Raw genomic sequence first — 21,815 nt, forward strand, 5'->3', positions numbered from 1 at the left:
CCGGGGGCGGCACGAAGCGCCCCGGGCCGCCATGACCATGCCCCCTGCAGGGCAGGGGGCCGGGAACGCCCGGCGCATGGCACAGTCCAAGCAGGGGCGCCCGTCCAGGAGACCATGATGAAGCAAGAAAAGATCGAGTTCTACAAAGGCCCGGCCGGCGGCTGGGGCGCGCTCAACAGCGTCAAGAATGCGCTGCTGCGCCAGGACATTCCCCTGAAGGGCGCCAAGACGTTGCTCTCGGCCAACCAGCCCGATGGCTTCGACTGCCCGGGCTGTGCCTGGCCCGACCGCAACCATGCCTCCACCTTCGAGTTCTGCGAGAACGGCGTCAAGGCCGTGGCTGCCGAGGCCACGGCCCGGCGCGCCGGCCCCAGCCTGTTCGCCCAGTACACCGTGGCCGAGCTGGCCGAGCAGAGCGATTTCTGGCTCGAAGACCAGGGCCGGCTCACGCAGCCCATGGCCTACCATGCGCCCAGCGACCAGTACCGCCCGATCTCCTGGGACGATGCCTTCGCGCTGATCGCGCGCCACCTGAACGCGCTGCCCGATCCGAACCAGGCCATCTTCTACACCTCGGGCCGGGCCAGCAACGAGGCCGCCTTCCTGTACCAGCTGTTCGTGCGCCAGTACGGCACGAACAACTTCCCCGACTGCTCGAACATGTGCCACGAGCCCAGCGGCAGCGGCATGCGCCCGCAGATCGGCGTGGGCAAGGGCACGGTGACCCTGCACGACTTCGAGTGCGCCGACGCGATCTTCATCTTCGGCCAGAACCCGGGCACCAACCACCCGCGCATGCTCGGCGAGCTGCGCGAGGCGCACAAGCGCGGCGCGCGCATCGTGAGCTTCAACCCCCTGCGCGAGCGCGGGCTGGAGCGCTTTGCCGACCCGCAGGACAAGCTGGAGATGGCCACCTTCGGCTCCACGCCCATCAGCACGCACTACTTCCAGCTGCGCGTGGGCGGCGACCTGCCGGCCGTCAAGGGCATGATGAAGCATGTGCTGGACCAGGAGGACGCCCGCGGCGGCGTGCTCGACCACGCCTTCATCGCCGAGCACACCACGGGCTTCGACGCCCTGGCGGCGGACCTGCGCGCCGAGTCCTGGGAGCTGCTGGAGCAGGAGTCGGGCCTGACCGAGGAACAGATGCGCTCCGCGGCCGACATCTACATCGGCGCCAAGAGCGTGATCGCCTGCTGGGGCATGGGCATCACCCAGCACAAGTACGCGGTGGCCACGATCCAGGGCATCGTCAGCCTGCTCTTGATGCGCGGCAACATCGGCCGCGAGGGCGCGGGCCCCTGCCCGGTGCGCGGCCACAGCAACGTGCAGGGCGACCGCACCATGGGCATCTGGGAGAAGCCCCCGGCGGCGCTGCTCGACCGGCTGCGCGACGTGTTCGGCTTCGAGCCGCCGCGCGAGAACGGCGTGGACACGGTGGAGGCCATCCGCCACATGCTGGACGGCAAGGGCAAGGTGTTCTTCGCCCTGGGCGGCAATTTCGCCGCCGCCACCCCCGACACCTACGAGACCTGGAAGGCGCTGCAGCGCTGCGACCTCACGGTGCACGTGACCACCAAGCTCAACCGCAGCCACATCGTGCATGGCAAGGAGGCGCTGATCCTGCCCTGCCTGGGCCGCACCGAGATCGACGTGCAGGCCGGCGGCCCGCAGGGCGTGACGGTGGAGGATTCGATGAGCATGGTGCACATCTCGGTGGGCATCAACCCGCCGGCTTCCGAGCACCTGCTGTCCGAGCCGGCCATCGTCGCGCGGCTCGCCGCGGCCACGCTGGCCGGGCGCAGCACTGTTCCCTGGATGTGGCTGGTGGAGGACTATGCGCGCATCCGCGACCAGATCGAGAAAGTGTTCCCCGACTTCAAGGACTTCAACCAGCGCGTGGCCGTGCCCGGCGGGTTCCGGTTGCGCAACACGGCCAGCGAGCGCGTGTGGGCCACGGCCTCGGGCAAGGCCAGCTTCCATGCCCACGCCGTGCCGCGCGACACGCCCTCGCACATCGCGCGCGAACGCTACAAGGATGCGGTGGTCTTCACGCTGCTGACCACGCGCTCGCACGACCAGTACAACACCACCATCTACGGCATGGACGACCGCTACCGCGGCGTCTACGGCCAGCGCCGCGTGGTGTTCATCAACGACAAGGACATCCGCGCCCTGGGCATGCAGGACGGCGACTGGGTCGACATCCAGACCGTGTGGAGCGATGGCCAGGAGCGCCGCGCGGACCGCTTCAAGCTGGTGGCCTACGACATCCCGCGCGGCAACCTCGCTGCCTATTACCCCGAGACGAATCCGCTGGTGCCGCTGTCGGCCGTGGCCGATACGGCGGGCACGCCCACCTCCAAGTCCATCCCGGTGCTGCTGCTGCCGCATGGGCCGGGCGCGGCGACCCTGGCGGGCGCCGCCGTGCCGGCGCAGGCCGAGGCGCCATGACCGCCCAGGAGGAAACCCTGGCCTGCGCCATCCTGCGTGCGCTGGCCGAAGAGTCCCGCGGCCAGGATGGGGCGGCGGCGCCCGGCGTGTCGCTGCCGCGCCTGGGTAAGCGCCTGGGGCAGGGCGTGAGCGTGCTCCTGCGCGAGCTCACGCTGATGAGCGGTGCCGCCATGGGCGGCCAGCGTGGCCCCGGCTGGGTGCGCGTGGACCAGGTGGGCGAGCGCTGGGTGGCCCACCTGACCGACGCCGGCCGCGCCGTGGCGCGGGAGTTGCCGGCCGCGGGGGAGGCCCCATGAGCGCGCAGCCGTTCTCCCTGCCCGACGGCGAGGCCGATGCGGCGCTGGAACTGCCGGCGCTGGCCCAGCGGCCCGTGCGGGTGTTCGGCGAGGCGGGCGTGCCGCAGGACGGGGCCCTGCGCTCCGATACCCTGGCGGCGGAGATTCCCGTAGCGCTGGTGTTCAACGGCGTCTCGCACGCGGTGATGATGGCCACGCCCGAGCACCTCGAAGATTTTGCGCTCGGCTTTGCGCTCAGCGAAGGCATCCTCGACCAGGCGCAGGACTGCCGCGGCAGCACGCTGCAGCTCGCGGATGCCCGTGCGGCGCACCTGCCGCCCGGCGTGCCGGGGGTCGAGGTGCACCTGGAGATCTCGGCGCGCAGCTTCGAGCGCCTCAAGGACCGGCGCCGCAGCATGGCCGGCCGCACGGGCTGCGGTGTGTGCGGCGTGGAAAGCTTTGCCGCGCTCGACCTGGCGCCCGAGCGCCTGCCGGTGCGCGACTGGATCGGGCGCGTGGACCTGCCCACGGTGCTGCGCGCCTTTGCCGACTTCAAGGCGCTGCAGCCGCACAACGCGCAGTCGGGCTCGCTGCATGCCGCCGGTTGGGCCACGCTGGACGGGCGCCTGGCCCAGGTCTGCGAAGACGTGGGCCGGCACAACGCCCTGGACAAGCTCATCGGCTGGCTGTCGCGCAGTGCTCGCCTGGCCGAGCCCGGCTTCGTCGTGCTCAGCAGCCGGGGCAGCCACGAGCTGGTGCGCAAGTGCGCGCGCGTGGGCCTGTCGGCACTGGCCACGATTTCGGCACCCACCGCCACCGGCGTGCAGGTGGCCGAACTCGCCGGGCTGCGCCTGTGGGGCCTGTGCCGCGCGCCGCGCGCGGTGCTGTATGCACCTGGGGCGCAGACGGTGACCTGAGCGACAGGGGAAAACCCTCGCCGCCGCAGGCAGTACCGGCTTGCGCAGTACAGTCGGGCCATGTCCCAGCGCCCCACCCTCGAAGTCGCCGTCACCATGCGCCGCGAGCGCCTGGACAACCGCTGGCAGCCCTGGCGCTGGGTGCTCGACGGCGTGGTGCCCGGCGAAGCCGCCTTCGGCGACGTGCCGCGCCTGCTGCGCGAGGACGCGGACCAGGCCCTGTGGCTGTTCCCGGGCTTTGCGGTCGAGCTGTTCAAGGACGATGGCGAGGGCTACCACCTGAACCTGTCGGCACCCGCGCCCTGCTGGTTCGTGCTCTGGCGCATGGACGAGGAGGGCAGCGTTGCCGAGCCGCTGGCGCGCCCCGTGGCCGTGAGCCTGAGCTACCACGATGCCGGCCGCTGGCTCGATGCGCAGGAAACGGTGGAGCAGGTGCCCGCGCCGCCAGAGGTTCTGGCCTTGCTGCAGGCCTTTGTCGACGAGCACTATGCGCCCGAGCCCAAGCGCCGCCGGCGGCCCGACAGCTTCCAGTCGCTCACCGACCGCTTCGGCAATCCGGCATCGGTCTCCACCGACAAGCAGCGCGGTGGCCGGGGCGGCCAGCACCATGGCTGACGGCTTTCTCTCGCGCTGGTCGCGCCGCAAGCAGGAGGTGGCGGCAGGCCGGCCCGTGCAGGAGCCGGAACTCCCGCCCGCGCCCGAGCTGCTGGCATCGCCGGTGGCCACCCCTGCCGCAGAGCAGCCGCCCTTGCCCGCCGCCGTGGAGCCCGAACCGCCCACCCTGGCCGATGCCCAGGCGCTGACGCCCGAATCCGACTTCAAGCCCTTCATGGGCCGTGGCGTGGCGCCCGACGTGCGCAACACGGCCATGAAGAAGCTGTTTGCCGACCCCCACTTCAACGCCATGGACGGCCTGGACATCTACATCGATGACTATTCCAAGCCCGACCCGCTGCCCGAAGGCATGCTGCGCCAGATGGCCAGCGCCCATTTCATGGGCTTCTTCGACCATGAAAAGGAGGCCGCCGGCACGCCCGCGCCGGCAATGGCCCAGCAGGATGCTCAGCCTCGGGATGATGCGGAGTCGGCTGTGCCGCCAGACGTGGCACAGTCCGAGGTATGCACCGCCATTCCTAGCTCGCCAGTACTGGCCGCCACGCCCCCGCAAGGGGACGCAGCGGCCAGGGTAGCCAGCCATACCGAACATGACCACGCTGATCTGCGACTGCAACCAGACGATGCCCCTCGACGCGAAGGCGTTGGGCGCGGCCCTGCATGAGGATCTGACGCTCCACTCCACGCTGTGCCGGCGCGAGGCCGGCGCCTTCCAGGGCGCCATCCGCACCGGCCAGGAGGTGGTGGTGGCCTGCACCCAGGAGCAGCGCCTGTTCGGCGAACTCGGCGCGCAGACCGAAGGCGCGGTCTCGCCAATCCGCTTCGTGAACATCCGCGAGACCGGGGGCTGGAGCCGCGATGCCCGCGAGGCGGGCCCCAAGATCGCTGCGCTGCTGGCCGCCGCGCGCCTGCCCGAGCCGCCGCCGGTGGCCACCGTCACCTACAAGAGCACGGGCCGCCTGCTGGTCATCGGCCCGCTCGACGCGGCCGAGCAGGCCGCGGCGCTGGTGGCCGACGTGCTCGACGTGACCCTGTTCGCGCAGGGCCCGGGCCAGGCCGGCGGCGCCCAGGCGCGGCGCTTTCCCGTGCTCGCGGGGCGCCTCACGGGGCTGTCGGGCTGGCTCGGGGCCTTCGACGTGCAGTGGTCTGCCGACAACCCCATCGACCTGGACCTGTGCACGCGCTGCAATGCCTGCATCGTGGCCTGCCCCGAGAACGCCATCGGCCTGGACTACCAGGTGGATCGGTCGGCCTGCGATGCCAACCGCGCCTGCGTGCGCGCCTGCCAGGTGGCCGGCGCCATCGACTTCGGCCGCGAGGCCGGCGTGCAGCAGGAGCGCTTCGACCTGGTGCTGGACCTGCGCTCGGCCACGGCCGAGCCGACCTTCACCCAGCATGCGTCGCCGCAAGGCTATTTCCGCAGCGACGGGCGCGACATGGCCGTGCTGCTCAAGCTGCGCGAGCTGGTGGGCGAGTTCGACAAGCCCCGCTTCTTCGCCTACAAGCAAAAGCTCTGCGCCCACAGCCGCAACGAGACCGTGGGCTGCAATGCCTGCATCGAGGTCTGTTCTGCCGAGGCCATTTCCAGCGACAAGGGCCGCCAGCAGATCAAGGTCAACCCCCACCTGTGCGTGGGCTGCGGCGCCTGCAGCACGGTGTGCCCCACCGGAGCGCTGTCGTTTGCCTACCCAGGTGCCACGGAGCAGGGCGCGCGCTTCAAGGCCCTGTTGTCCACCTACGCGGCCGCAGGCGGCAAGGATGCCGTGCTGCTGCTGCACAGCCAGGAGCGCGGCCAGGCCCTGGTCGATGCGCTGGGCCGCGCCGCCCAGCTGCGGCGCGCCCAGGGCGTGCCGGCCCAGGTGATCCCGGTGCCGCTGTGGCACACGGCCAGCACCGGCGTGGACCTGTGGCTCAGCGCGCTGGCCTATGGTGCCTCGCAGGTGGTGGTGCTGGCCACGCACGAGGAGGCACCCCAGTACCTCGCCGGCCTGCAGGAGCAGATGGACGTGGCCCAGGCCATCCTGCACGGGCTGGGCTACACCGGCAGCCACCTGCGGCTGCTGCGCGCGGACGACGCGGCAGCGCTCGATGCAGGCCTGCAGTCCCTGCGCCATACGCGCCAGCTGCTGCCGCCCGTGGCCGCGCGCCATGGTGTGGCCCAGGAAAAGCGCGCCACGCTGGAGATGGCGCTGGACCACTTCACCGCCCATGCGCCGCTGCTGAAAGACGGCCTGCCCGAGGCCATCGCGCTGCCGGCAGCCGGCGCGCCGCTCGGGGCCATCACGGTCGCCAAGGACCGCTGTACGCTGTGCCTGAGCTGCGTGAGCGCCTGCCCCGCGGGGGCGCTTCAGGACAACCCGCAGCTGCCGCAGCTGCGCTTTCTCGAAAAGAACTGCGTGCAGTGCGGCCTGTGCGCCACCACCTGCCCCGAGGACGCCATCGCCCTGCAGCCGCGCCTGTTGCTCACGCCCGAGCGCACGCAGCTGCGCGTGCTCGCCGAGACCCAGCCCTGGGCCTGTGTGCGCTGCAGCAAACCCTTCGGCACGCTCAAGGCCATCGAGGCCATGCTGGAGCGGCTCGCGGGCCACGCCATGTTCCAGGGCGAGGCGCTGGAGCGCCTCAAGATGTGCAGCGACTGCCGCGTGATCGACCTGTATTCTTCCCAAAGCGAAGCGAAAGTGACGGACCTGTGAGCGCCACCGCCCCCCTGACCATGGCGTCCAGCGCTGCCCTCGACGAGGAAACCGCGCGCGCCGAACTCTATGGCCTGCTGGCGCAGCTGTACTACAGCGCGCCGCCCCCGGAGCTGCTGGCCCTGCTGCGCGTGGCCGTGACCGAAGCGCCTGCGCAAGGCGGTGCGCTCGAGGACCCCTGGCAGCAGCTGGTGGGGGCGGCCCGGGCGCAGGGCGATGCGGCCATCGCCGCCGAGTTCGAGCGCCTGTTCGGCGGCGTGGGCAAGCCCGAGGTCTTCCTGTACGGATCGCACTACCTGAGCGGCTTTCTCAACGAGAAGCCGCTGGCGCGCCTGCGCAGCGACCTCGGCGCGCTGGGCCTGGCCCGCAGCGAGGCCATGCCCGAGACCGAGGACCATATCGCCTACCTCTGCGAAGCCATGCGCTACCTGATCGCCGGTGACGACATGGCGGTGTGCAACCTTGCGACCCAACGGGACTTTTTTGCCGCCCACCTGCAGCCCTGGCTGCCGGCCCTGTGCGACGTGCTCGAGGCCCACCCCGCTGCACCCTTCTATGGCGCGCTGGCCCGCTTCACACGGGCCTTTGCGGCTGTGGAAACCCAGGGTTTCGACATGCTGGAATGAGCCGCTGCGGGCGCCTGCAAGGGCGCGCCAAACCCGAGCGCAATCCTGTGGGGTGGCCACACCCGATTGCAGCGGGCCGGACACTCGCATAGACTGTATGAACGACATTGCATAGCCGCAAGCCCTCCTGGAGACAACGATGCAGGACAGCCAGCCCCAATCTTCCCGCCGCCGCTTCTTTGCGGGGGCCGCCACCGCAGGGGCTGCTGCCGCAGCCGTCGCGGCCTTGCCGCACATCACCGCGCCCGATGCCACTGCCGTGGCCGAGCCGGTACCGGCCCCACCCGAGCGCGGTGGCGGCTACCGCCTCTCGGCGCACGTCCAGCAGTACTACAAGACCACCCAACTCTGACCGCGGGGCGCACCATGTTGCTCACCAAGAAGTCTTCCCACGGCCGGGAGGGCGCTGCGGCCTCCTCCTCGTCCTCCCCCTTTGTCCACAGCCTGCAGCGCGGCCTGGCCAAGGCCCTGCCCACCATGGACCGGCGCGCCTTCCTGCGCCGCTCGGGCCTGGGCGTCGGCGTGGGCATCGCCGCCTCGCAGCTCGCGCTGGTCAAGAAGTCCAGCGCCGCCGAGGGCGCCAAGGTCGGCCTGGGCGACAGCAAGATCGAGGTGCGCCGCACCATCTGCACCCACTGCTCGGTCGGCTGCGCGGTGGATGCCGTGGTCGAGAACGGCGTCTGGGTGCGCCAGGAGCCGGTGTTCGACTCGCCCATCAACCTGGGCGCCCACTGCGCCAAGGGCGCTGCGCTGCGCGAGCACGGCCATGGCGAGTACCGCCTGCGCTACCCGATGAAGCTGGTCAACGGCAAGTACGAGCGCATCAGCTGGGACACGGCGCTCAATGAGATCACGGCCCGCATGCAGGATCTGCGCAAGGCCAGCGGGCCCGACAGCGTGTACTTCGTGGGTTCGTCCAAGCACAACAACGAGCAGGCCTACCTGCTGCGCAAGTTCGTGAGCTTCTGGGGCACCAACAACTGCGACCACCAGGCGCGCATCTGCCACTCCACCACGGTGGCCGGGGTGGCCAACACCTGGGGCTACGGGGCCATGACGAATTCGTACAACGACATGCAGAACAGCAAGGTCGCCATGTACATCGGCTCCAACGCGGCCGAGGCCCACCCGGTGAGCATGCTGCACATGCTGCATGCCAAGGAGACCGGCTGCAAGATGATCGTGGTGGACCCGCGCTTCACCCGCACGGCGGCCAAGGCCGACGAGTACGTGCGCATCCGCTCGGGCACCGACATCCCCTTCCTGTTCGGCCTGCTGTACCACATCTTCAAGAACGGCTGGGAAGACAAGCAGTACATCAACGACCGTGTCTACGGCATGGACAAGGTGCGCGAGGAGATCCTGGCCAAGTGGACGCCCGACAAGGTCGAGGAGGCCTGCGGCGTCAAGGAGGAGCAGGTCTTCAAGGTGGCCAGCCTGCTCAACGCCCACCGCCCCGGCACCGTGGTCTGGTGCATGGGCCAGACCCAGCACACCATCGGCAACGCCATCGTGCGCGCCTCGTGCATCCTGCAGCTGGCGCTGGGCAACGTGGGCAAGTCCGGCGGCGGCACCAACATCTTCCGCGGGCATGACAACGTGCAGGGCGCCACCGACGTGGGCCCCAACCCCGACTCGCTGCCCGGCTACTACGGCATCGCCGAAGGCGCCTGGAAGCACTTCGCCGCGGTCTGGGGCGTGGACTTCGAGTGGATCAAGGCCCGCTATGCGAGCCCGGCGATGATGACCAAGTCGGGCCTCACGGTCTCGCGCTGGATCGACGGCGTGCTCGAGAAGAACGAGCTGATCGACCAGGACGCCAACCTGCGCGGCGTGTTCTTCTGGGGCCATGCGCCCAACTCCCAGACCCGGGGCCTGGAGATGAAGCGCGCCATGGACAAGCTCGACCTGCTCGTCGTGGTCGATCCCTACCCCTCGGCCACCGCGGCCATGGCCGCCATGCCCGGCAGGGCCGAGGACCTGAATCCGAACCGCGCGGTCTATTTGCTGCCTGCGGCCACTCAATTCGAAACCAGCGGTTCATGCACCGCTTCCAACCGCTCGCTGCAATGGCGCGAGAAGGTGATCGAGCCGCTGTGGGAGAGCCGCTCCGACCACATGATCATGTACCAGTTCGCGCAGAAGCTGGGCTTCGACAAGGAACTGGTCAAGAACTACAAGCTGCAGAAGGTGCAGGGCATGGACGAGCCCGTGATCGAGGACATCCTGCGCGAGATCAACCGCAGCGTCTGGACCATCGGCTACACCGGCCAGAGCCCCGAGCGCCTGAAGGCGCACATGAAGAACATGCACCTGTTCGACGTGAAGACCCTGAAGGCCAAGGGCGGCAAGGACAAGGAGACCGGCTACGACTTCACGGGCGACTACTTCGGCCTGCCCTGGCCCTGCTACGGCACGCCCGAACTCAAGCACCCCGGCTCGTCCAACCTCTATGACAATTCCAAACATGTCATGGATGGCGGCGGGTGTTTTCGCGCCAACTTCGGCGTGGAAAAGGACGGCCAGAACCTGCTGGCCGAGGACGGCTCGTACTCGCTGGGCTCCGACATCACCACCGGCTACCCCGAGTTCGACCACGTGCTGCTCAAGAAGCTGGGCTGGTGGGATGAACTCACCGATGCCGAGAAGAAGGCCGCCGAGGGCAAGAACTGGAAGACCGACCCCACGGGCGCCATCATCCGCGTGACCATGAAGAACCATGGCTGCCACCCCTTCGGCAATGCCAAGGCGCGCGCCGTGGTGTGGAACTTCCCCGATGCCATCCCGCAGCACCGCGAGCCGCTGTACGGCACCCGGCCCGACCTGATGGCCAAGTACCCCACGCACGACGACAAGAAGGCCTTCTGGCGCCTGCCCACGCTCTACAAGAGCGTGCAGGACAAGAACATCGCCGACAAGGTGCACGAGAAGTTCCCGCTGATCCTGACCTCGGGCCGCCTGGTCGAGTACGAGGGCGGCGGCGAGGAAACCCGCTCCAACCCCTGGCTGGCCGAGCTGCAGCAGGAGTCGTTCGTGGAAATCAACCCCAAGACCGCCGGCGAGCGCGGCGTGCGCAACGGCGAGCGGGTGTGGCTTAGTTCGCCCACAGGCGCCCGTATCAACGTGCAGGCGATGGTGACCGAACGCGTGGCACCCGACACGGTGTGGATGCCGTTCCACTTCTCGGGCCACTGGCAGGGCGCGGACATGTTGGCCCACTACCCCAAGGGCGCGGCCCCGGTCGTGCGCGGCGAGGCCGTGAACACCGCCACCACCTATGGCTACGACAGCGTGACCATGATGCAGGAAACCAAGACCACGGTCTGCAACGTGGAACGCGCGTGAGCACGCAGCACAAGCAGCGACCAGGAGACACCCCATGGCACGAATGAAATTCATCTGCGATGCAGAACGCTGCATCGAATGCAACGGCTGCGTCACCGCCTGCAAGAACGAGCACGAAGTGCCCTGGGGCGTGAACCGCCGCCGTGTGGTCACCCTCAACGACGGCGTGCCGGGCGAAAAATCCATCTCGGTGGCCTGCATGCACTGCAGCGATGCGCCCTGCATGGCCGTGTGCCCGGTGAACTGCTTTTACCGCACCGACGAGGGCGTGGTGCTGCACGACAAGGACGTGTGCATCGGCTGCGGCTATTGCAGCTATGCCTGCCCGTTCGGCGCACCCCAGTTCCCCTCGCAGGGCACCTTCGGCGTGCGCGGCAAGATGGACAAGTGCACCTTCTGCGCCGGCGGCCCCGAGACCCATGGCAGCCAGGCCGAGTTCGACAAGTACGGCCGCAACCGCCTGGCCGAGGGCAAGCTGCCGGCCTGCGCCGAGATGTGTTCCACCAAGGCCCTCCTGGCCGGCGATGGCGACGTGGTGGCGGACATCTTCCGCAACCGCGTGGTGCAGCGCGGCAAGGGTGCCGAGGTCTGGGGCTGGGGCACGGCCTACGGCTCCAAGCAGGCCGGCCAACCCACACCGGGAGCCAAGTCATGACCGGGCGCAGCGCGCTGATCCTCTGTGCAGCCTGCGGGCTGCTGGTGCTGGCGGCCTGCACCGAGAAGCCGCAGACCGGCGGCGGCGTGCGCGTCGATGCGCCGCCCTATGCCGGCACGGGCAGCAACTTCACCCAGCCCGGCTGGAAGGCCGGCGACAAGGCCGGCTGGGAGCAGCAGCTCAAGGCGCGCCAGCAGTACGGCCAGAACGAATACACCCGTAGCACCCGCTAGAGCGAGGCCTGCCATGAAAACCATCCTGTGCAGCATGGCCCTGTGTGCCGGACTGGCCTGGGGCACGGCGGCCGCCCAGGCGCCGGCCGATGCGGCCTCTGCGGCCACGCCGGCCGCCGCCGTTGCGCCCGCGCCAGGCGGTATCCAGAGCCAGAACATCTTCCAGGTCAAGCCCGATGCCAGCGAGGAGCCGGGCTATGCCCAGCAGAGCAACGGTGAGCGCGCCAAGGTGCAGCCGGGCAACAACGCACCGATGTGGCGCCAGGTGGGCGAGGGGGTCACGGGCTACAGCAGCCTGCCCAAGAGCCAGGCGCCCGAGGCCGGCAACCTGATACAGCCCTTCGTGCAGTACCCCGGATCGCGCGTGACCAATGCGGGCGAGGCCTGGCGCCAGGTGCGCAACCAGTGGATCATCCCCTACGGCGGCTCGCTGCTGCTCATCGTGGCGGGCGCCATCGCGCTGTTCTACTGGCGCAAGGGCACCATGCACCTGCACGGCGCCGAGACGGGCCGCAAGATCGAGCGCTTCACACCGTTCGAGCGCTCCGCCCACTGGGCCAATGCCATCGCCTTCGTGGCGCTGGCCATCTCGGGCCTGGTGATGGCCTTCGGCAAGTTCTTCCTGCTGCCCATCCTGGGCGGCACGCTGTTCGGCTGGCTGGCCTATGTGCTCAAGAACGTGCACAACTTCGCCGGGCCGCTGTTCGCGGTGTCGCTGCTCATCGTGTTCCTCACCTTCGTCAAGGACAATTTCCCGCGCCGCGGCGACCTCACCTGGCTGCTCAAGGGCGGCGGCATGCTCTCGGGCCAGGAGGTGCCATCGCACCGCTTCAATGCCGGCGAGAAGCTGATCTTCTGGGGCGGGGTGCTGTTCCTGGGCGCCATCGTCGTGGCCTCGGGCCTGGTGCTGGACAAGCTCGTGCCCGGGCTCATCTACGAGCGCGGCACCATGCAGATCGCGCACATGGTCCACGCCGTGGCCACGGTGGTCATGATGGTGATGTTCATGGGCCACATCTACCTGGGCACCATCGGCATGCAGGGCGCCTACAAGGCCATGAAGACCGGCTACGTGGACGAGACCTGGGCGAAGGAGCACCACCAGCTCTGGTACGAAGACATCCAGGCCGGCAAGATTCCCTCGCAACGCAGCAGCAGTGCCGAGCCCGCGGGCGAGGCCACTGCTGCCAAGCCCGTTCAGGCATGAGGTCCCCCATGACGATGAACCACCTCCCCCGCACTTTGCTGCTGGCCCTTTCCGCCGCCTGCGCCTGCAGTGCCGCGCTGGCCAAATTGCCGCCGCCACCGCCCGAGGCGGCAGCCAAGGCGGCCGAAGCCGCCGCCAAGGCCGCCTGGGCCGGCAAGGTCGACAACTACAAGCTGTGCCAGTCGCAGGACAAGGTCGCGGCCCACTACCGCAAGACCAATCCCGCCGCCAAGCCTGCCGCTACGGGCGCGGCCTGTGCGGACCCCGGCCCGTTCGCCTACACACCGCCCGAAGCCAAGCCCATCGAGGCGGCGGGGGCGCACTCGCCACCGGGCACGGCCAGCAGCCCGCCCAGTACCCAGACACCCGCGGCGGCCGCTTCGGCCCCCAAGTCCTGAGCACCGCACGGCATCGGCGTGCATGCCCCCGCTGCACCCTGCGGGGATGGGGTACGCTGTGCCCATGAGCACGCCCCTGCCTGCCACCGACCTTCGCCTGCCGCGCCTGACCCAGGCACGGGCGCCGCTGACCCACCGCGTCGAGGTGGTTAACGAACACGGCGAGCGCGAAGAGCTGTCCATCCCCGCCGAGCGGCCGCTGACCGTGTATGTCGACAACCGCGAGCTCGTCACGCTGATGACCCTGGGCGCGCACCCCGAGCTGCTGGTGCTGGGCTACTTGCGCAACCAGCGCCTGGTGGAGTCGGTGCAGGACATCGAATCGATCACCGTGGACTGGGAGGTCAACGCCGCTGCCGTGCGCACGCGCCACGGCATCGCGCGCATCGAGGAGCGCACGGCCAGCAAGGTGGTCACCACCGGCTGCGGCCAGGGCAGCGTGTTCGGCGGCCTGATGGACGAGGTGGACCGCATCGTGCTTCCCGAGGCTCGGCTCACGCAGGGCCAGCTCTACGGTATCGTCAACGCCATCCGCCTCAAGGAGAGCACCTACAAGTCGGCCGGCTCGGTGCACGGCTGCGCGCTGTTCCAGGGCGAGGAGCTGCTGGTCTTCGTCGAGGACGTGGGCCGCCACAATGCCATCGACACCATCGCGGGGTGGATGTGGATGGCCGCGGGTGACGCGGCACCGATGGCGGGCGCCGACAAAGTGTTCTACACCACGGGCCGGCTGACCAGCGAGATGGTCATCAAGTCCGCCCAGATGGGCGTGCCCATCGTGGTCTCGCGCAGCGGCATGACGCAGATGGGGCACGCCGTGGCCGAGCAACTGGGCCTGTGCGCCATCGGCCGCGCCACCAACCGGCGCTTCGTCTGCTACAGCGGCGTGCAGCGGCTGGTGCTGCAGCCCGAACTGGCGCAGGCAACTGCTGCTTCCTCTTCGAGCTGACACCGGGCCGCCGCACGGCGATGGCATGATTGGGTGATGCGCGACCAGAAATCCACCCACACATGGCCGGACACGCTGCCCAGCCAGTTTGGCCCCTATGACCTCGACGAGGTGCCGGAAACCCATCGCACGCCCTCGCCGCAGGCACCGGGCGAGCCTGCGGCCCCGGCACCCGCTGCAGAGGCCGGCGCCACGCACGTGCTGCCGCAACCGCAGCGCCTGCCGTTGGGCCGGTGGCTGCAGGAGGGGCTGCGCGCGTCGGTGCTCAAGGTGCCGCGCACCGGCGCCGCCGTGCCCGCACCGCTGCAGCTGATCGTGCTGGTGCTGCTGGCCAGCGCGGTCCTGCTGGGGCTGGAGCGCCTGCACGTGGCGGGGCCAGCCACCTTCAACCTGCGTGGCTGGCTGCTCACCTGGTGGTCGCTGCCACTGCTGGGTTGGTGTGCCTGGTGGGCCATGTCGGCCCCCCGGGGGCAGGGCGCGCCAGCGCCGGTGACCGGTGGCCTGGCCGCCTGGCTTGCGCTCACCAGCGTGGCCGTGTTGCCTGCTTCTGCCCTGGCCTATGCGCTGATGGCCTGGGGCGCGCACCAGCCCGATCGCTGGTCCACCGGGCGCGGCCCCATGGTCTTCTGGGTCCTCTACGTCGCCACGGTGCTGTGGATGCTGGCGGCCGATGTCCGGGTGTTGTCCCGGTTCGTGCGCTCACCCCTGCGCACGGGGGTTTACGGGCTGTTGTTGGTGGGCGTGCTGGTGGGGGGCATGCAGTATGCGTCCAGCCGGTCCTGGGTGCCGGCCCCTGCGGATGACGATACCCCCGAGCCTGCCCGCCTGCACCTGTCCCAGTCGCTGTTCGAGTCGCAGCAGGACCTGATGCAGCAGCAGGCCGATGCCCTGGTGGCCGAGCGCCCCGGCGTGACCGACGTCTACGCCCTGGTGTTCGCCCCCTACGCCCGCGAGAACGTGTTCCGCCGCGAGAGCACCATGGTCAGCCAGGTCCTGCAGGAGCGCTTCGACGCGCAGGGCCGGGTGCTGCACCTGCTCAACCATGCCGAAACTGCCGACACCCATGTCTGGGCCACGCCCGAGAACCTCACGCGTGCCGTGCACGCCCTGGCCGAGCGCATGGACAAGGAGAACGACGTGCTCATGGTCTACATGACCTCGCACGGCGCCAGGAACCACCAGCTCGCGGCCTCGCACTGGCCGCTGGAGGTGCCGCCCATCAGCCCCGAAATGCTGCGCCAAGTGCTGGACGCGGCGGGCATCCGCCACCGGGTGATCGCCATCTCGGCCTGCTACTCCGGCGGCTGGATCGACACCCTGGCCACGCCCTCAACGCTGATCATGACGGCGGCCGATGCCACCCACACCTCGTATGGCTGCGGCGCGTTGTCGGAGCTGACCTTCTTCGGCCGGGCGGTGTTCGACGAACAGCTGCGCAGCACGCATTCCTTCGAGGAGGCGTTCAAAAAAGCCTTGCCGCTGATCCAGCAGCGCGAGGTCGAGGCCGGCAAGACCGATGGCTTCTCGAACCCGCAGATCCGTGTGGGGGCCGAGATCGGGCCGGTGCTCAAGGGGCTGGAAGAGCGCCTCACCACCGCGCCACGCTGAGCCCGCCGGCCCGAAAGGGCCTGCGCGCCGGCTGGAAATGTTTCATTGCCGTGGTTTGGCGCCCTTTTGCGCTAATGTCACGCCCATGAACCTCTCTTTTATCCGCCTGGGCTGGCGCACCCTGCTGCGCGACCTGCGCGCGGGCGAGCTGCGCCTGCTGGTCGTGGCCGTGACCCTGGCCGTCGCCGCGCTCACCTCCGTGGGCTTCTTTGCCGACCGCCTGCAGGGCGGCCTGCAGCGCGATGCCCTGCAACTGCTGGGCGGCGACGCCGTAGTGGCCAGCGACAACCCCACGCCCGCGGTGTTCGCCGAGCGCGCCAAGGCCCTGGGCCTGCAGAGCGTGACGACCATGGGCTTCCCCACCATGGGGCGGGCCAGCGACGACAAGGGCGGCGCCAGCAAGCTGGTGGCCTTGAAAAGCGTGCAGCCCGGCTACCCGCTGCGCGGCACCCTCACCGTGGCCGTGGGCCCGGGCGCGGCCGAGCAGACCACGCGCGACATCCCGGCGCGCGGCGAGGTCTGGGTCGATGCACCGCTGCTCGAATCGCTGGGTCTGGCCATGGGCGACATGCTGCTGCTCGGCGATTCGCAGTTGCGCATCGCCCGCATCATCGTCATCGAGCCCGACCGGGGTGCCGGCTTCATGAGCTTTGCGCCGCGCGTCATGCTCAACGCGGCCGACGTGCCGGCCACCGGCCTGGTTCAACCCGCCAGCCGGCTGACCTACCGCTTTGCCGTGGCCGGGCCGGCCGCCGCGGTCAAGGCCTTCAGCCAATGGGCCGCGGACGAGGCCAAGAAGCCCGAGCAGCACGGCGTGCGCGTCGAGTCGCTCGAAAGCGGCCGCCCCGAGATGCGCCAGACGCTGGACCGGGCGCAGAAGTTCCTGAGCCTCGTGGCCCTGCTGGCCGCGCTGCTCTCGGCCGTGGCCGTGGCGCTGGCCGCGCGCGGCTTCGCCACCGACCACCTCGATGCCTCGGCCATGCTGCGCGTGCTGGGGCAGAGCCAGCGCACCATCGCCGGGGCCTATACCACCGAGTTCGCACTGATCGGGCTGTTCGCCAGTGCCCTGGGCGTGGCCGTGGGCTACCTGGTGCACTACGTCTTCGTGCTGCTGCTGGCGGGCCTGGTGGAATCGACCCTGCCCGCCGCCAGCCTGTGGCCCGTGGCCTTCGGCCTGGGCATGGGGCTCACCCTGCTGTTCGCCTTCGGCCTGCCGCCCGTGCTGCAGCTGGCCCAGGTGCCGCCGCTGCGCGTGATCCGGCGCGACGTGGGCGGGCTCAAGCCGGCCTCCATGGCCGTGCTGGGCGTGGGCGTGGCCGGCTTTGCGGCCCTGCTGCTGGCCGTGAGCAGCGACATCAAGCTGGGCCTGATCGCGGTGGGCGGCTTTGCCGGTGCCGTGGCGCTGTTCGCGGGCCTGAGCTGGGTTGCCGTCAAACTTTTGCGCCGCAGCGTCAACGAGGCCACCGCACCGCGCTGGCTGGTGCTGGCCACGCGCCAGATCTCCGCGCGCCCGGCCTATGCCGTGGTGCAGGTCAGCAGCCTGGCCGTGGGCCTGCTGGCGCTGGTGCTGCTGGTGCTGCTGCGCACCGACCTCATCAGCAGCTGGCGCCAGGCCACGCCGCCCGATGCGCCCAACCGCTTCGTGATCAACGTCATGCCCGAGCAGGCCGACGCCTTCCAGCAGAGCCTCAAGGATGGCGGCGTCAAGCGCTACGACTGGTACCCCATGATCCGCGGCCGCCTGCTGGCCGTGAACGGCAAGGCCGTGGGCCCGGCCGACTATGCCGACGACCGCGCCAAGCGCCTGGTGGACCGCGAGTTCAACCTGTCCACCGCCGTGCAGCAACCGCCCCACAACCAGGTCGTGGCCGGCAAATGGACCGAGAACGAGCAGGGCACCATCAGCGTGGAAGAAGGCATTGCCGAAACCCTGGGCCTGAAGATGGGCGACACGCTGCAGTTCGACATCGGCGGCGTGCAGAACGAGGCGCGAATCACCAGCCTGCGCAAGGTGGACTGGGGCTCCATGCGCGCCAACTTCTTCGTGATGTACCCGGTGGACCACCTCGAAGGCGTGGCCGTGACCTACCTGGCGGCCTACCGTGCGCCCGACAAGGCAGGCTTCGACAATGCGCTGGTGCGCCAGTTCCCCAACATCACCAACGTGGACATGGGTGCCACCATCACTCAGGTGCAGCGCGTGCTCGACCAGGTGATCCGCGCGGTGGAGTTCCTGTTCGCCTTCACCCTGGCTGCCGGCCTGGTGGTGCTGTTCGCGGCCGTCACCGCCACGCGCGAGGAGCGCGCGCGCGAGTTCGCCATCATGCGCGCCGTGGGCGCCCGCGCCAGCCTGTTGCGCCAGGTGCAGCGCGCCGAGCTCATGGGCGTGGGCCTGCTCGCGGGCTTCCTGGCCAGCACGGTGGCCGTGGTCGTGGGCTGGGCCTTGGCGCGCTTCGTGTTCGACTTCACCTGGACGGCATCGCCCTGGGTGCCGCTGGCCGGTGCCGTCGCCGGTGCCGTGCTGGCGCTGGCTGCGGGCTGGTGGGGGCTGCGCGACGTGCTGCGCCGACCCGTGGTGGAAACGCTGCGCCGCGCCTCGGAGTAAGGCCGCCAAGGCGGCTTATGCCGCCTTGGCGAAGGGCGTGCGGATGTCCGAGAGGAACTGCTGCGCGCGCGGGTGCTGCGGGCGGTTGAAGAACTCGCCGGGCGTGGCGCGTTCCAGCACGCGGCCCTCGTCCATGAAGAGCACGCGGTCGGCCACCTCGCGGGCGAAGCCCATCTCGTGCGTCACGCAGACCATGGTCATGCCGTCGCGGGCCAGGTCGCGCATGACCACCAGCACCTCCCCCACCATCTCGGGGTCCAGGGCGCTCGTGGGCTCGTCGAACAGCATCAGCGGCGGCTCCATGGCCAGGGCGCGGGCAATCGCCACGCGCTGCTGCTGCCCGCCCGAGAGCTCGCTGGGCCAGGCATGGGCCTTGTGCGCCAGGCCCACGCGCTCGAGCAGGGCCAGGGCGCGCTGCTCGGCCTGCGGGCGCGACAGGCCGCGCAGCTGGATCGGGGCCAGCGTGCAGTTGTCCAGCACCGACAGGTGCGGGAACAGGTTGAACTGCTGGAACACGAAGCCGATGCGCGAGCGCAGCGTGTTCACGTTCACGCCCGGCCCGTAGATGTGGTGCCCGTCGATCAGGATGCGCCCGCCCTGGATGGGTTCGAGCCGGTTGAGCGTGCGGATCAGCGTGGACTTGCCCGAGCCCGAGGGCCCGCAGACCACCACCACCTCGCCCTGCTCGATGGTTTCGGTCACGTCCACCAGGGCGTGGTAGCTGCCGTACCACTTGTTGACGTCGTGCAGTTCGATCATGTTGCGAGGGGCTGGGTGGTGGAGGAAGAGGCGGAGGGGGCCGATGGCGCTGCGCCGCGCCGCGCCAGCCGGCGCTCGAGCGCGTAGGCCAGGCGCGACAGGCCGAAGCACAGCACGAAATAGGTGAAGCCCAGGATGCCGAAGACCTCGGCGGGCCGGATGAAGACTTGGCTGTTGATCTGGGTGGCGATGAAGGACACCTCGGTCAGGCCGATGATGTAGCCCAGCGAGGTCTCCTTGATGGTCGAGACGAACTGGTTGACCAGCGAAGGCAGCATGCTGCGCAGCGCCTGCGGCAGCACCACCAGGCGCATGGCGCGCGGGTAGGACAGGCCCAGGGCGCGCGCGCACTCCATTTGCCCGCGCGGCACGCCCAGGATGCCGGCGCGCACGATCTCGGCCAGGTAGGCCGCGTTGAAGATGACCAGGGCCAGCAGCATGGTGGTGAACTGGCCGGTCTTCACCCCCGTCACGCTGGGCAGGAAGAAATAGGCCCAGAAGATCACCATCAGCAGCGGCGTGCCGCGCACCACGAAGACGATGCCCGTGACAGGCCAGCGCAGGGCGCGCCAGGGGCTCACGCGCGCCAGGCCGAAGAGCACGCCCAGCGGCAGCGCCAGCAGCAGGGCACCGGCCGCCAGCAGCAGCGTGAGCGCCAGCCCGCCGAGGGGGCCATTGGGGTATTGGCCGACCAGGAAGTACAGCCAGTAGGTGTCTATGAGTTCCAGCATGCCAGGGGATCAGATCGTGCGTACGGGGTAACGGTGGTGGTACCAGCTGGCCAAGGCGGTGATGAGCAGTGACACCGTGAGGTAGGCCGCGCTCGCGAAGGCAAAGGCCTCGATGCTGCGGAAGGTGGCACTCTCCACCTTGGCGGCTTGGTACATCAGCTCGGCCACGCCGATCACGGTGGCGATCGAGGTGTTCTTCCAGAGGTTCAGTGCCTGCGAGATCAGCGGCGGCACGGTCACGCGCAGTGCCTGCGGCAGCACCACGCGGCGCATGGTGGCCAGGAAGCCGAAGCCCAGGGCGCGGCCCGCCTCCATCTGCACCGTGGGAATCGAGCGGATGCCGCTGCGGATGTCCTCGGCCATGAAGGCCGCGGTGTAGAGCGCGAGCGCCACGATGGCGGCCGCGGCCTCGGCATGGCCGCTGTCGTAGAGCCATTGCTTGGCCGCCTCTGGCAGCAGCTCGGGCGCGCCGAAGTACCAGAACAGCATGTGCGCCAGCAACGGCACGTTGCGAATGCCTTCGACGAAGGCGAAACCGGCCCAGCGCAAAGGGGCCGCCGGTGCCAGGCGCAGCAGCGCCACCACCAGCGCGATGGGCAGGGCCGCGAGCAGCGCGGCGGCCAGCAACTGCAGCGACAGCAGCAGACCCCCCACCATCATCAGGTGGTACTTGCCGCTCAGCAGCAGGGAATAGTCAAACAGGGGCATGCATGCCAGTCGTTCAGAAAAGCGGCACGCGGCAGGCGTGCGCGGCGGCATGCCAGCCGGGAGGCACGGGGAAGCGGCGTAGCGCGTGCACCAATGGCCCGCGCGCCATCCCCGTCCCAGCCCCGGCGATCACGCCGCCGTGGGTTCTCCATCCATCAACCGTCGATCTTGTCCGACTCGAACTTGAAGGGGCGGGTGGTGAACTTGATCTTGGTTTGGGGGCCGTACCACTTGAAGAAGATCTTCTCGGCATCGCCCGACTTCTCGAGTTCGCGCAGCGTGTCGTCCACAATGGATTTCACGGCGGTCTCGCCCTTCTTGATGCCCAGGGCCAGCGGCTCCACGCTCAGGTTGGTGGGCAGGATGGCGTAGTCCTTGTTGCGCTCGCCGAGCTTGCCGAAGTCGTCGATCAGCGAGGACTCGTCGTTCACGTAGCCCACGCCCTTGCCCTGCTGCAGCGCCAGGAAGGCCTGCTGCGTGGTCTCGAAGGTCACGACCTCCACGGTGGGCACGGCCTTGCGCACATTGGGTTCCTGCGTGCCACCCTTGACGGTGACCACGCGCTTGCCGGCCAGGTCGGCCACGTCCTTGATGCCGCTGGCCTTCTTGACCAGCACCTTCTGGCCCGTGACGAAGGTGGTCAGCGAGAAGTCGATCTGCGCCTCGCGCTCCTTGTTGTGGGTGAGCGAAGCGGCCAGGATGTCCACATGGCCCTGCTGCAGCTCGGGGATGCGCGCGGCCACGGCCAGTTGCTTGAACACGGGCTTGACGCCGATCTTTTTGGCGATGGCCTTGCCCAGGTCCACGTCGTAGCCGATCAGCTCGCGCGTCTTGGGGTCGATGAAGCTGTTGGGCTCGTCGGTGCCCAGCACGCCGACGACCAGCTCGCCCTTCTTCTTGATGTCGGCCAGCTGATCGGCGTGGGCGATGCCCGACACGGCAGACGCGGCGGCGACCAGGGATGCAATGAAACGGATGCGCATGATTTCTCTCTCTCCAGACTTGTTGAAGCCCAAAGGCTACGCTTCCAACCGAGA

General features: G+C 69.4%; 20 protein-coding genes. 16 read left to right on the top strand and 4 right to left on the bottom strand.

Annotated features, from left to right (window positions below; genetic code table 11):
* Nucleotides 1-117: 117 nt before the first annotated feature.
* The 16 genes from PMI14_RS30950 to PMI14_RS31025 all read left to right on the top strand — a co-directional run bounded on the left by PMI14_RS30950 (nucleotide 118) and on the right by PMI14_RS31025 (nucleotide 18,580).
* Complete coding sequence (locus PMI14_RS30950; RefSeq protein WP_007861275.1) at nucleotides 118-2,454, top strand: FdhF/YdeP family oxidoreductase; 2,337 nt, start codon at nucleotides 118-120, stop codon at nucleotides 2,452-2,454.
* Nucleotides 2,451-2,750, top strand: a complete 300-nt coding sequence (locus tag PMI14_RS30955) for a hypothetical protein (protein WP_007861277.1) — start codon at nucleotides 2,451-2,453, stop codon at nucleotides 2,748-2,750. The genes PMI14_RS30950 and PMI14_RS30955 overlap by 4 nt, the downstream gene beginning before the upstream one ends.
* Nucleotides 2,747-3,646 (top strand): formate dehydrogenase accessory sulfurtransferase FdhD, encoded by a 900-nt coding sequence (fdhD, locus tag PMI14_RS30960; protein ID WP_007861279.1) that lies wholly within the window; start codon nucleotides 2,747-2,749, stop codon nucleotides 3,644-3,646. The genes PMI14_RS30955 and fdhD overlap by 4 nt, the downstream gene beginning before the upstream one ends.
* Nucleotides 3,647-3,706: 60 nt before the next feature.
* Nucleotides 3,707-4,261, top strand: coding sequence for a DUF3305 domain-containing protein (locus PMI14_RS30965; RefSeq protein WP_007861281.1), 555 nt, complete (start codon nucleotides 3,707-3,709; stop codon nucleotides 4,259-4,261).
* Entirely contained in the window at nucleotides 4,254-4,925 is a 672-nt protein-coding gene (locus PMI14_RS30970) for a DUF3306 domain-containing protein (RefSeq protein ID WP_007861283.1), read from the top strand. Before PMI14_RS30965 ends, PMI14_RS30970 begins: the two co-directional genes overlap by 8 nt.
* On the top strand, nucleotides 4,885-6,954 hold the full coding sequence (locus tag PMI14_RS30975) for a 4Fe-4S binding protein (RefSeq protein WP_007861286.1): 2,070 nt from the start codon (nucleotides 4,885-4,887) through the stop codon (nucleotides 6,952-6,954). Before PMI14_RS30970 ends, PMI14_RS30975 begins: the two co-directional genes overlap by 41 nt.
* Nucleotides 6,955-6,974: 20 nt before the next feature.
* Nucleotides 6,975-7,580: a molecular chaperone gene (locus PMI14_RS30980; RefSeq protein ID WP_052024555.1), complete on the top strand. Its 606-nt coding sequence runs from the start codon at nucleotides 6,975-6,977 to the stop codon at nucleotides 7,578-7,580.
* A gap of 139 nt (nucleotides 7,581-7,719) precedes the next feature.
* The gene (locus PMI14_RS30985; protein ID WP_007861290.1) at nucleotides 7,720-7,932 is read left to right on the top strand and encodes a formate dehydrogenase; all 213 of its coding nucleotides are present in this window, start codon (nucleotides 7,720-7,722) and stop codon (nucleotides 7,930-7,932) included.
* A gap of 14 nt (nucleotides 7,933-7,946) precedes the next feature.
* Nucleotides 7,947-10,925, top strand: coding sequence for a formate dehydrogenase subunit alpha (locus tag PMI14_RS30990; protein ID WP_007861298.1), 2,979 nt, complete (start codon nucleotides 7,947-7,949; stop codon nucleotides 10,923-10,925).
* 34 nt (nucleotides 10,926-10,959) lie between these two features.
* Nucleotides 10,960-11,580 carry a formate dehydrogenase FDH3 subunit beta gene (gene fdh3B / locus PMI14_RS30995; RefSeq protein ID WP_007861300.1) on the top strand — a complete coding sequence of 207 codons (621 nt, stop codon included), beginning with the start codon at nucleotides 10,960-10,962 and terminating at the stop codon, nucleotides 11,578-11,580.
* Nucleotides 11,577-11,813: a hypothetical protein gene (locus PMI14_RS31000; RefSeq protein ID WP_007861301.1), complete on the top strand. Its 237-nt coding sequence runs from the start codon at nucleotides 11,577-11,579 to the stop codon at nucleotides 11,811-11,813. Before fdh3B ends, PMI14_RS31000 begins: the two co-directional genes overlap by 4 nt.
* 13 nt (nucleotides 11,814-11,826) lie before the next feature.
* On the top strand, nucleotides 11,827-13,020 hold the full coding sequence (locus tag PMI14_RS31005) for a formate dehydrogenase subunit gamma (protein WP_007861302.1): 1,194 nt from the start codon (nucleotides 11,827-11,829) through the stop codon (nucleotides 13,018-13,020).
* A 14-nt stretch (nucleotides 13,021-13,034) separates the two neighbouring features.
* Nucleotides 13,035-13,418 (top strand): hypothetical protein, encoded by a 384-nt coding sequence (locus tag PMI14_RS31010; protein ID WP_052024556.1) that lies wholly within the window; start codon nucleotides 13,035-13,037, stop codon nucleotides 13,416-13,418.
* A gap of 64 nt (nucleotides 13,419-13,482) precedes the next feature.
* Nucleotides 13,483-14,367, top strand: coding sequence for a formate dehydrogenase accessory sulfurtransferase FdhD (locus PMI14_RS31015; protein ID WP_035206378.1), 885 nt, complete (start codon nucleotides 13,483-13,485; stop codon nucleotides 14,365-14,367).
* A 36-nt stretch (nucleotides 14,368-14,403) separates the two neighbouring features.
* On the top strand, nucleotides 14,404-15,975 hold the full coding sequence (locus PMI14_RS31020; protein ID WP_007861315.1) for a C13 family peptidase: 1,572 nt from the start codon (nucleotides 14,404-14,406) through the stop codon (nucleotides 15,973-15,975).
* An 85-nt stretch (nucleotides 15,976-16,060) separates the two neighbouring features.
* Nucleotides 16,061-18,580: an ABC transporter permease gene (locus PMI14_RS31025; protein ID WP_007861316.1), complete on the top strand. Its 2,520-nt coding sequence runs from the start codon at nucleotides 16,061-16,063 to the stop codon at nucleotides 18,578-18,580.
* A gap of 15 nt (nucleotides 18,581-18,595) precedes the next feature.
* On the opposite strand, the gene PMI14_RS31030 is transcribed toward PMI14_RS31025, so the two are convergent.
* From PMI14_RS31030 to PMI14_RS31045, 4 genes are all read right to left on the bottom strand, one after another.
* Nucleotides 18,596-19,339, bottom strand: coding sequence for an amino acid ABC transporter ATP-binding protein (locus tag PMI14_RS31030; RefSeq protein ID WP_007861317.1), 744 nt, complete (start codon nucleotides 19,337-19,339; stop codon nucleotides 18,596-18,598).
* Nucleotides 19,336-20,070 (bottom strand): amino acid ABC transporter permease, encoded by a 735-nt coding sequence (locus PMI14_RS31035; protein WP_007861318.1) that lies wholly within the window; start codon nucleotides 20,068-20,070, stop codon nucleotides 19,336-19,338. Before PMI14_RS31035 ends, PMI14_RS31030 begins: the two co-directional genes overlap by 4 nt.
* Before the next feature lie 9 nt (nucleotides 20,071-20,079).
* Nucleotides 20,080-20,778 (bottom strand): amino acid ABC transporter permease, encoded by a 699-nt coding sequence (locus PMI14_RS31040; protein ID WP_007861320.1) that lies wholly within the window; start codon nucleotides 20,776-20,778, stop codon nucleotides 20,080-20,082.
* Nucleotides 20,779-20,933: 155 nt separating this feature from the next.
* Nucleotides 20,934-21,761, bottom strand: coding sequence for an ABC transporter substrate-binding protein (locus PMI14_RS31045; protein WP_007861321.1), 828 nt, complete (start codon nucleotides 21,759-21,761; stop codon nucleotides 20,934-20,936).
* Between the last annotated feature and the right edge of the window lie 54 nt (nucleotides 21,762-21,815).

Source organism: Acidovorax sp. CF316, from assembly GCF_000276605.1.
Lineage (GTDB): Bacteria > Pseudomonadota > Gammaproteobacteria > Burkholderiales > Burkholderiaceae_C > Acidovorax.

Excerpts from the sequence above, each read along its gene's own strand:
- PMI14_RS30985 (WP_007861290.1), top strand. The coding sequence starts at position 7,720 with ATGCAGGACAGCCAGCCCCAATCTTCCCGCCGCCGCTTCTTTGCGGGG.
- fdh3B (WP_007861300.1), top strand. The coding sequence starts at position 10,960 with ATGGCACGAATGAAATTCATCTGCGATGCAGAACGCTGCATCGAATGC.
- PMI14_RS30980 (WP_052024555.1), top strand. The coding sequence starts at position 6,975 with ATGGCGTCCAGCGCTGCCCTCGACGAGGAAACCGCGCGCGCCGAACTC.
- PMI14_RS31035 (WP_007861318.1), bottom strand. The coding sequence starts at position 20,070 with ATGCTGGAACTCATAGACACCTACTGGCTGTACTTCCTGGTCGGCCAA.
- PMI14_RS31005 (WP_007861302.1), top strand. The coding sequence starts at position 11,827 with ATGAAAACCATCCTGTGCAGCATGGCCCTGTGTGCCGGACTGGCCTGG.
- PMI14_RS30965 (WP_007861281.1), top strand. The coding sequence starts at position 3,707 with ATGTCCCAGCGCCCCACCCTCGAAGTCGCCGTCACCATGCGCCGCGAG.
- PMI14_RS31000 (WP_007861301.1), top strand. The coding sequence starts at position 11,577 with ATGACCGGGCGCAGCGCGCTGATCCTCTGTGCAGCCTGCGGGCTGCTG.
- PMI14_RS30970 (WP_007861283.1), top strand. The coding sequence starts at position 4,254 with ATGGCTGACGGCTTTCTCTCGCGCTGGTCGCGCCGCAAGCAGGAGGTG.
- PMI14_RS31045 (WP_007861321.1), bottom strand. The coding sequence starts at position 21,761 with ATGCGCATCCGTTTCATTGCATCCCTGGTCGCCGCCGCGTCTGCCGTG.
- fdhD (WP_007861279.1), top strand. The coding sequence starts at position 2,747 with ATGAGCGCGCAGCCGTTCTCCCTGCCCGACGGCGAGGCCGATGCGGCG.
- PMI14_RS31010 (WP_052024556.1), top strand. The coding sequence starts at position 13,035 with ATGAACCACCTCCCCCGCACTTTGCTGCTGGCCCTTTCCGCCGCCTGC.
- PMI14_RS31015 (WP_035206378.1), top strand. The coding sequence starts at position 13,483 with ATGAGCACGCCCCTGCCTGCCACCGACCTTCGCCTGCCGCGCCTGACC.
- PMI14_RS30950 (WP_007861275.1), top strand. The coding sequence starts at position 118 with ATGAAGCAAGAAAAGATCGAGTTCTACAAAGGCCCGGCCGGCGGCTGG.
- PMI14_RS30975 (WP_007861286.1), top strand. The coding sequence starts at position 4,885 with ATGCCCCTCGACGCGAAGGCGTTGGGCGCGGCCCTGCATGAGGATCTG.
- PMI14_RS30955 (WP_007861277.1), top strand. The coding sequence starts at position 2,451 with ATGACCGCCCAGGAGGAAACCCTGGCCTGCGCCATCCTGCGTGCGCTG.
- PMI14_RS30990 (WP_007861298.1), top strand. The coding sequence starts at position 7,947 with ATGTTGCTCACCAAGAAGTCTTCCCACGGCCGGGAGGGCGCTGCGGCC.
- PMI14_RS31030 (WP_007861317.1), bottom strand. The coding sequence starts at position 19,339 with ATGATCGAACTGCACGACGTCAACAAGTGGTACGGCAGCTACCACGCC.
- PMI14_RS31025 (WP_007861316.1), top strand. The coding sequence starts at position 16,061 with ATGAACCTCTCTTTTATCCGCCTGGGCTGGCGCACCCTGCTGCGCGAC.
- PMI14_RS31020 (WP_007861315.1), top strand. The coding sequence starts at position 14,404 with ATGCGCGACCAGAAATCCACCCACACATGGCCGGACACGCTGCCCAGC.
- PMI14_RS31040 (WP_007861320.1), bottom strand. The coding sequence starts at position 20,778 with ATGCCCCTGTTTGACTATTCCCTGCTGCTGAGCGGCAAGTACCACCTG.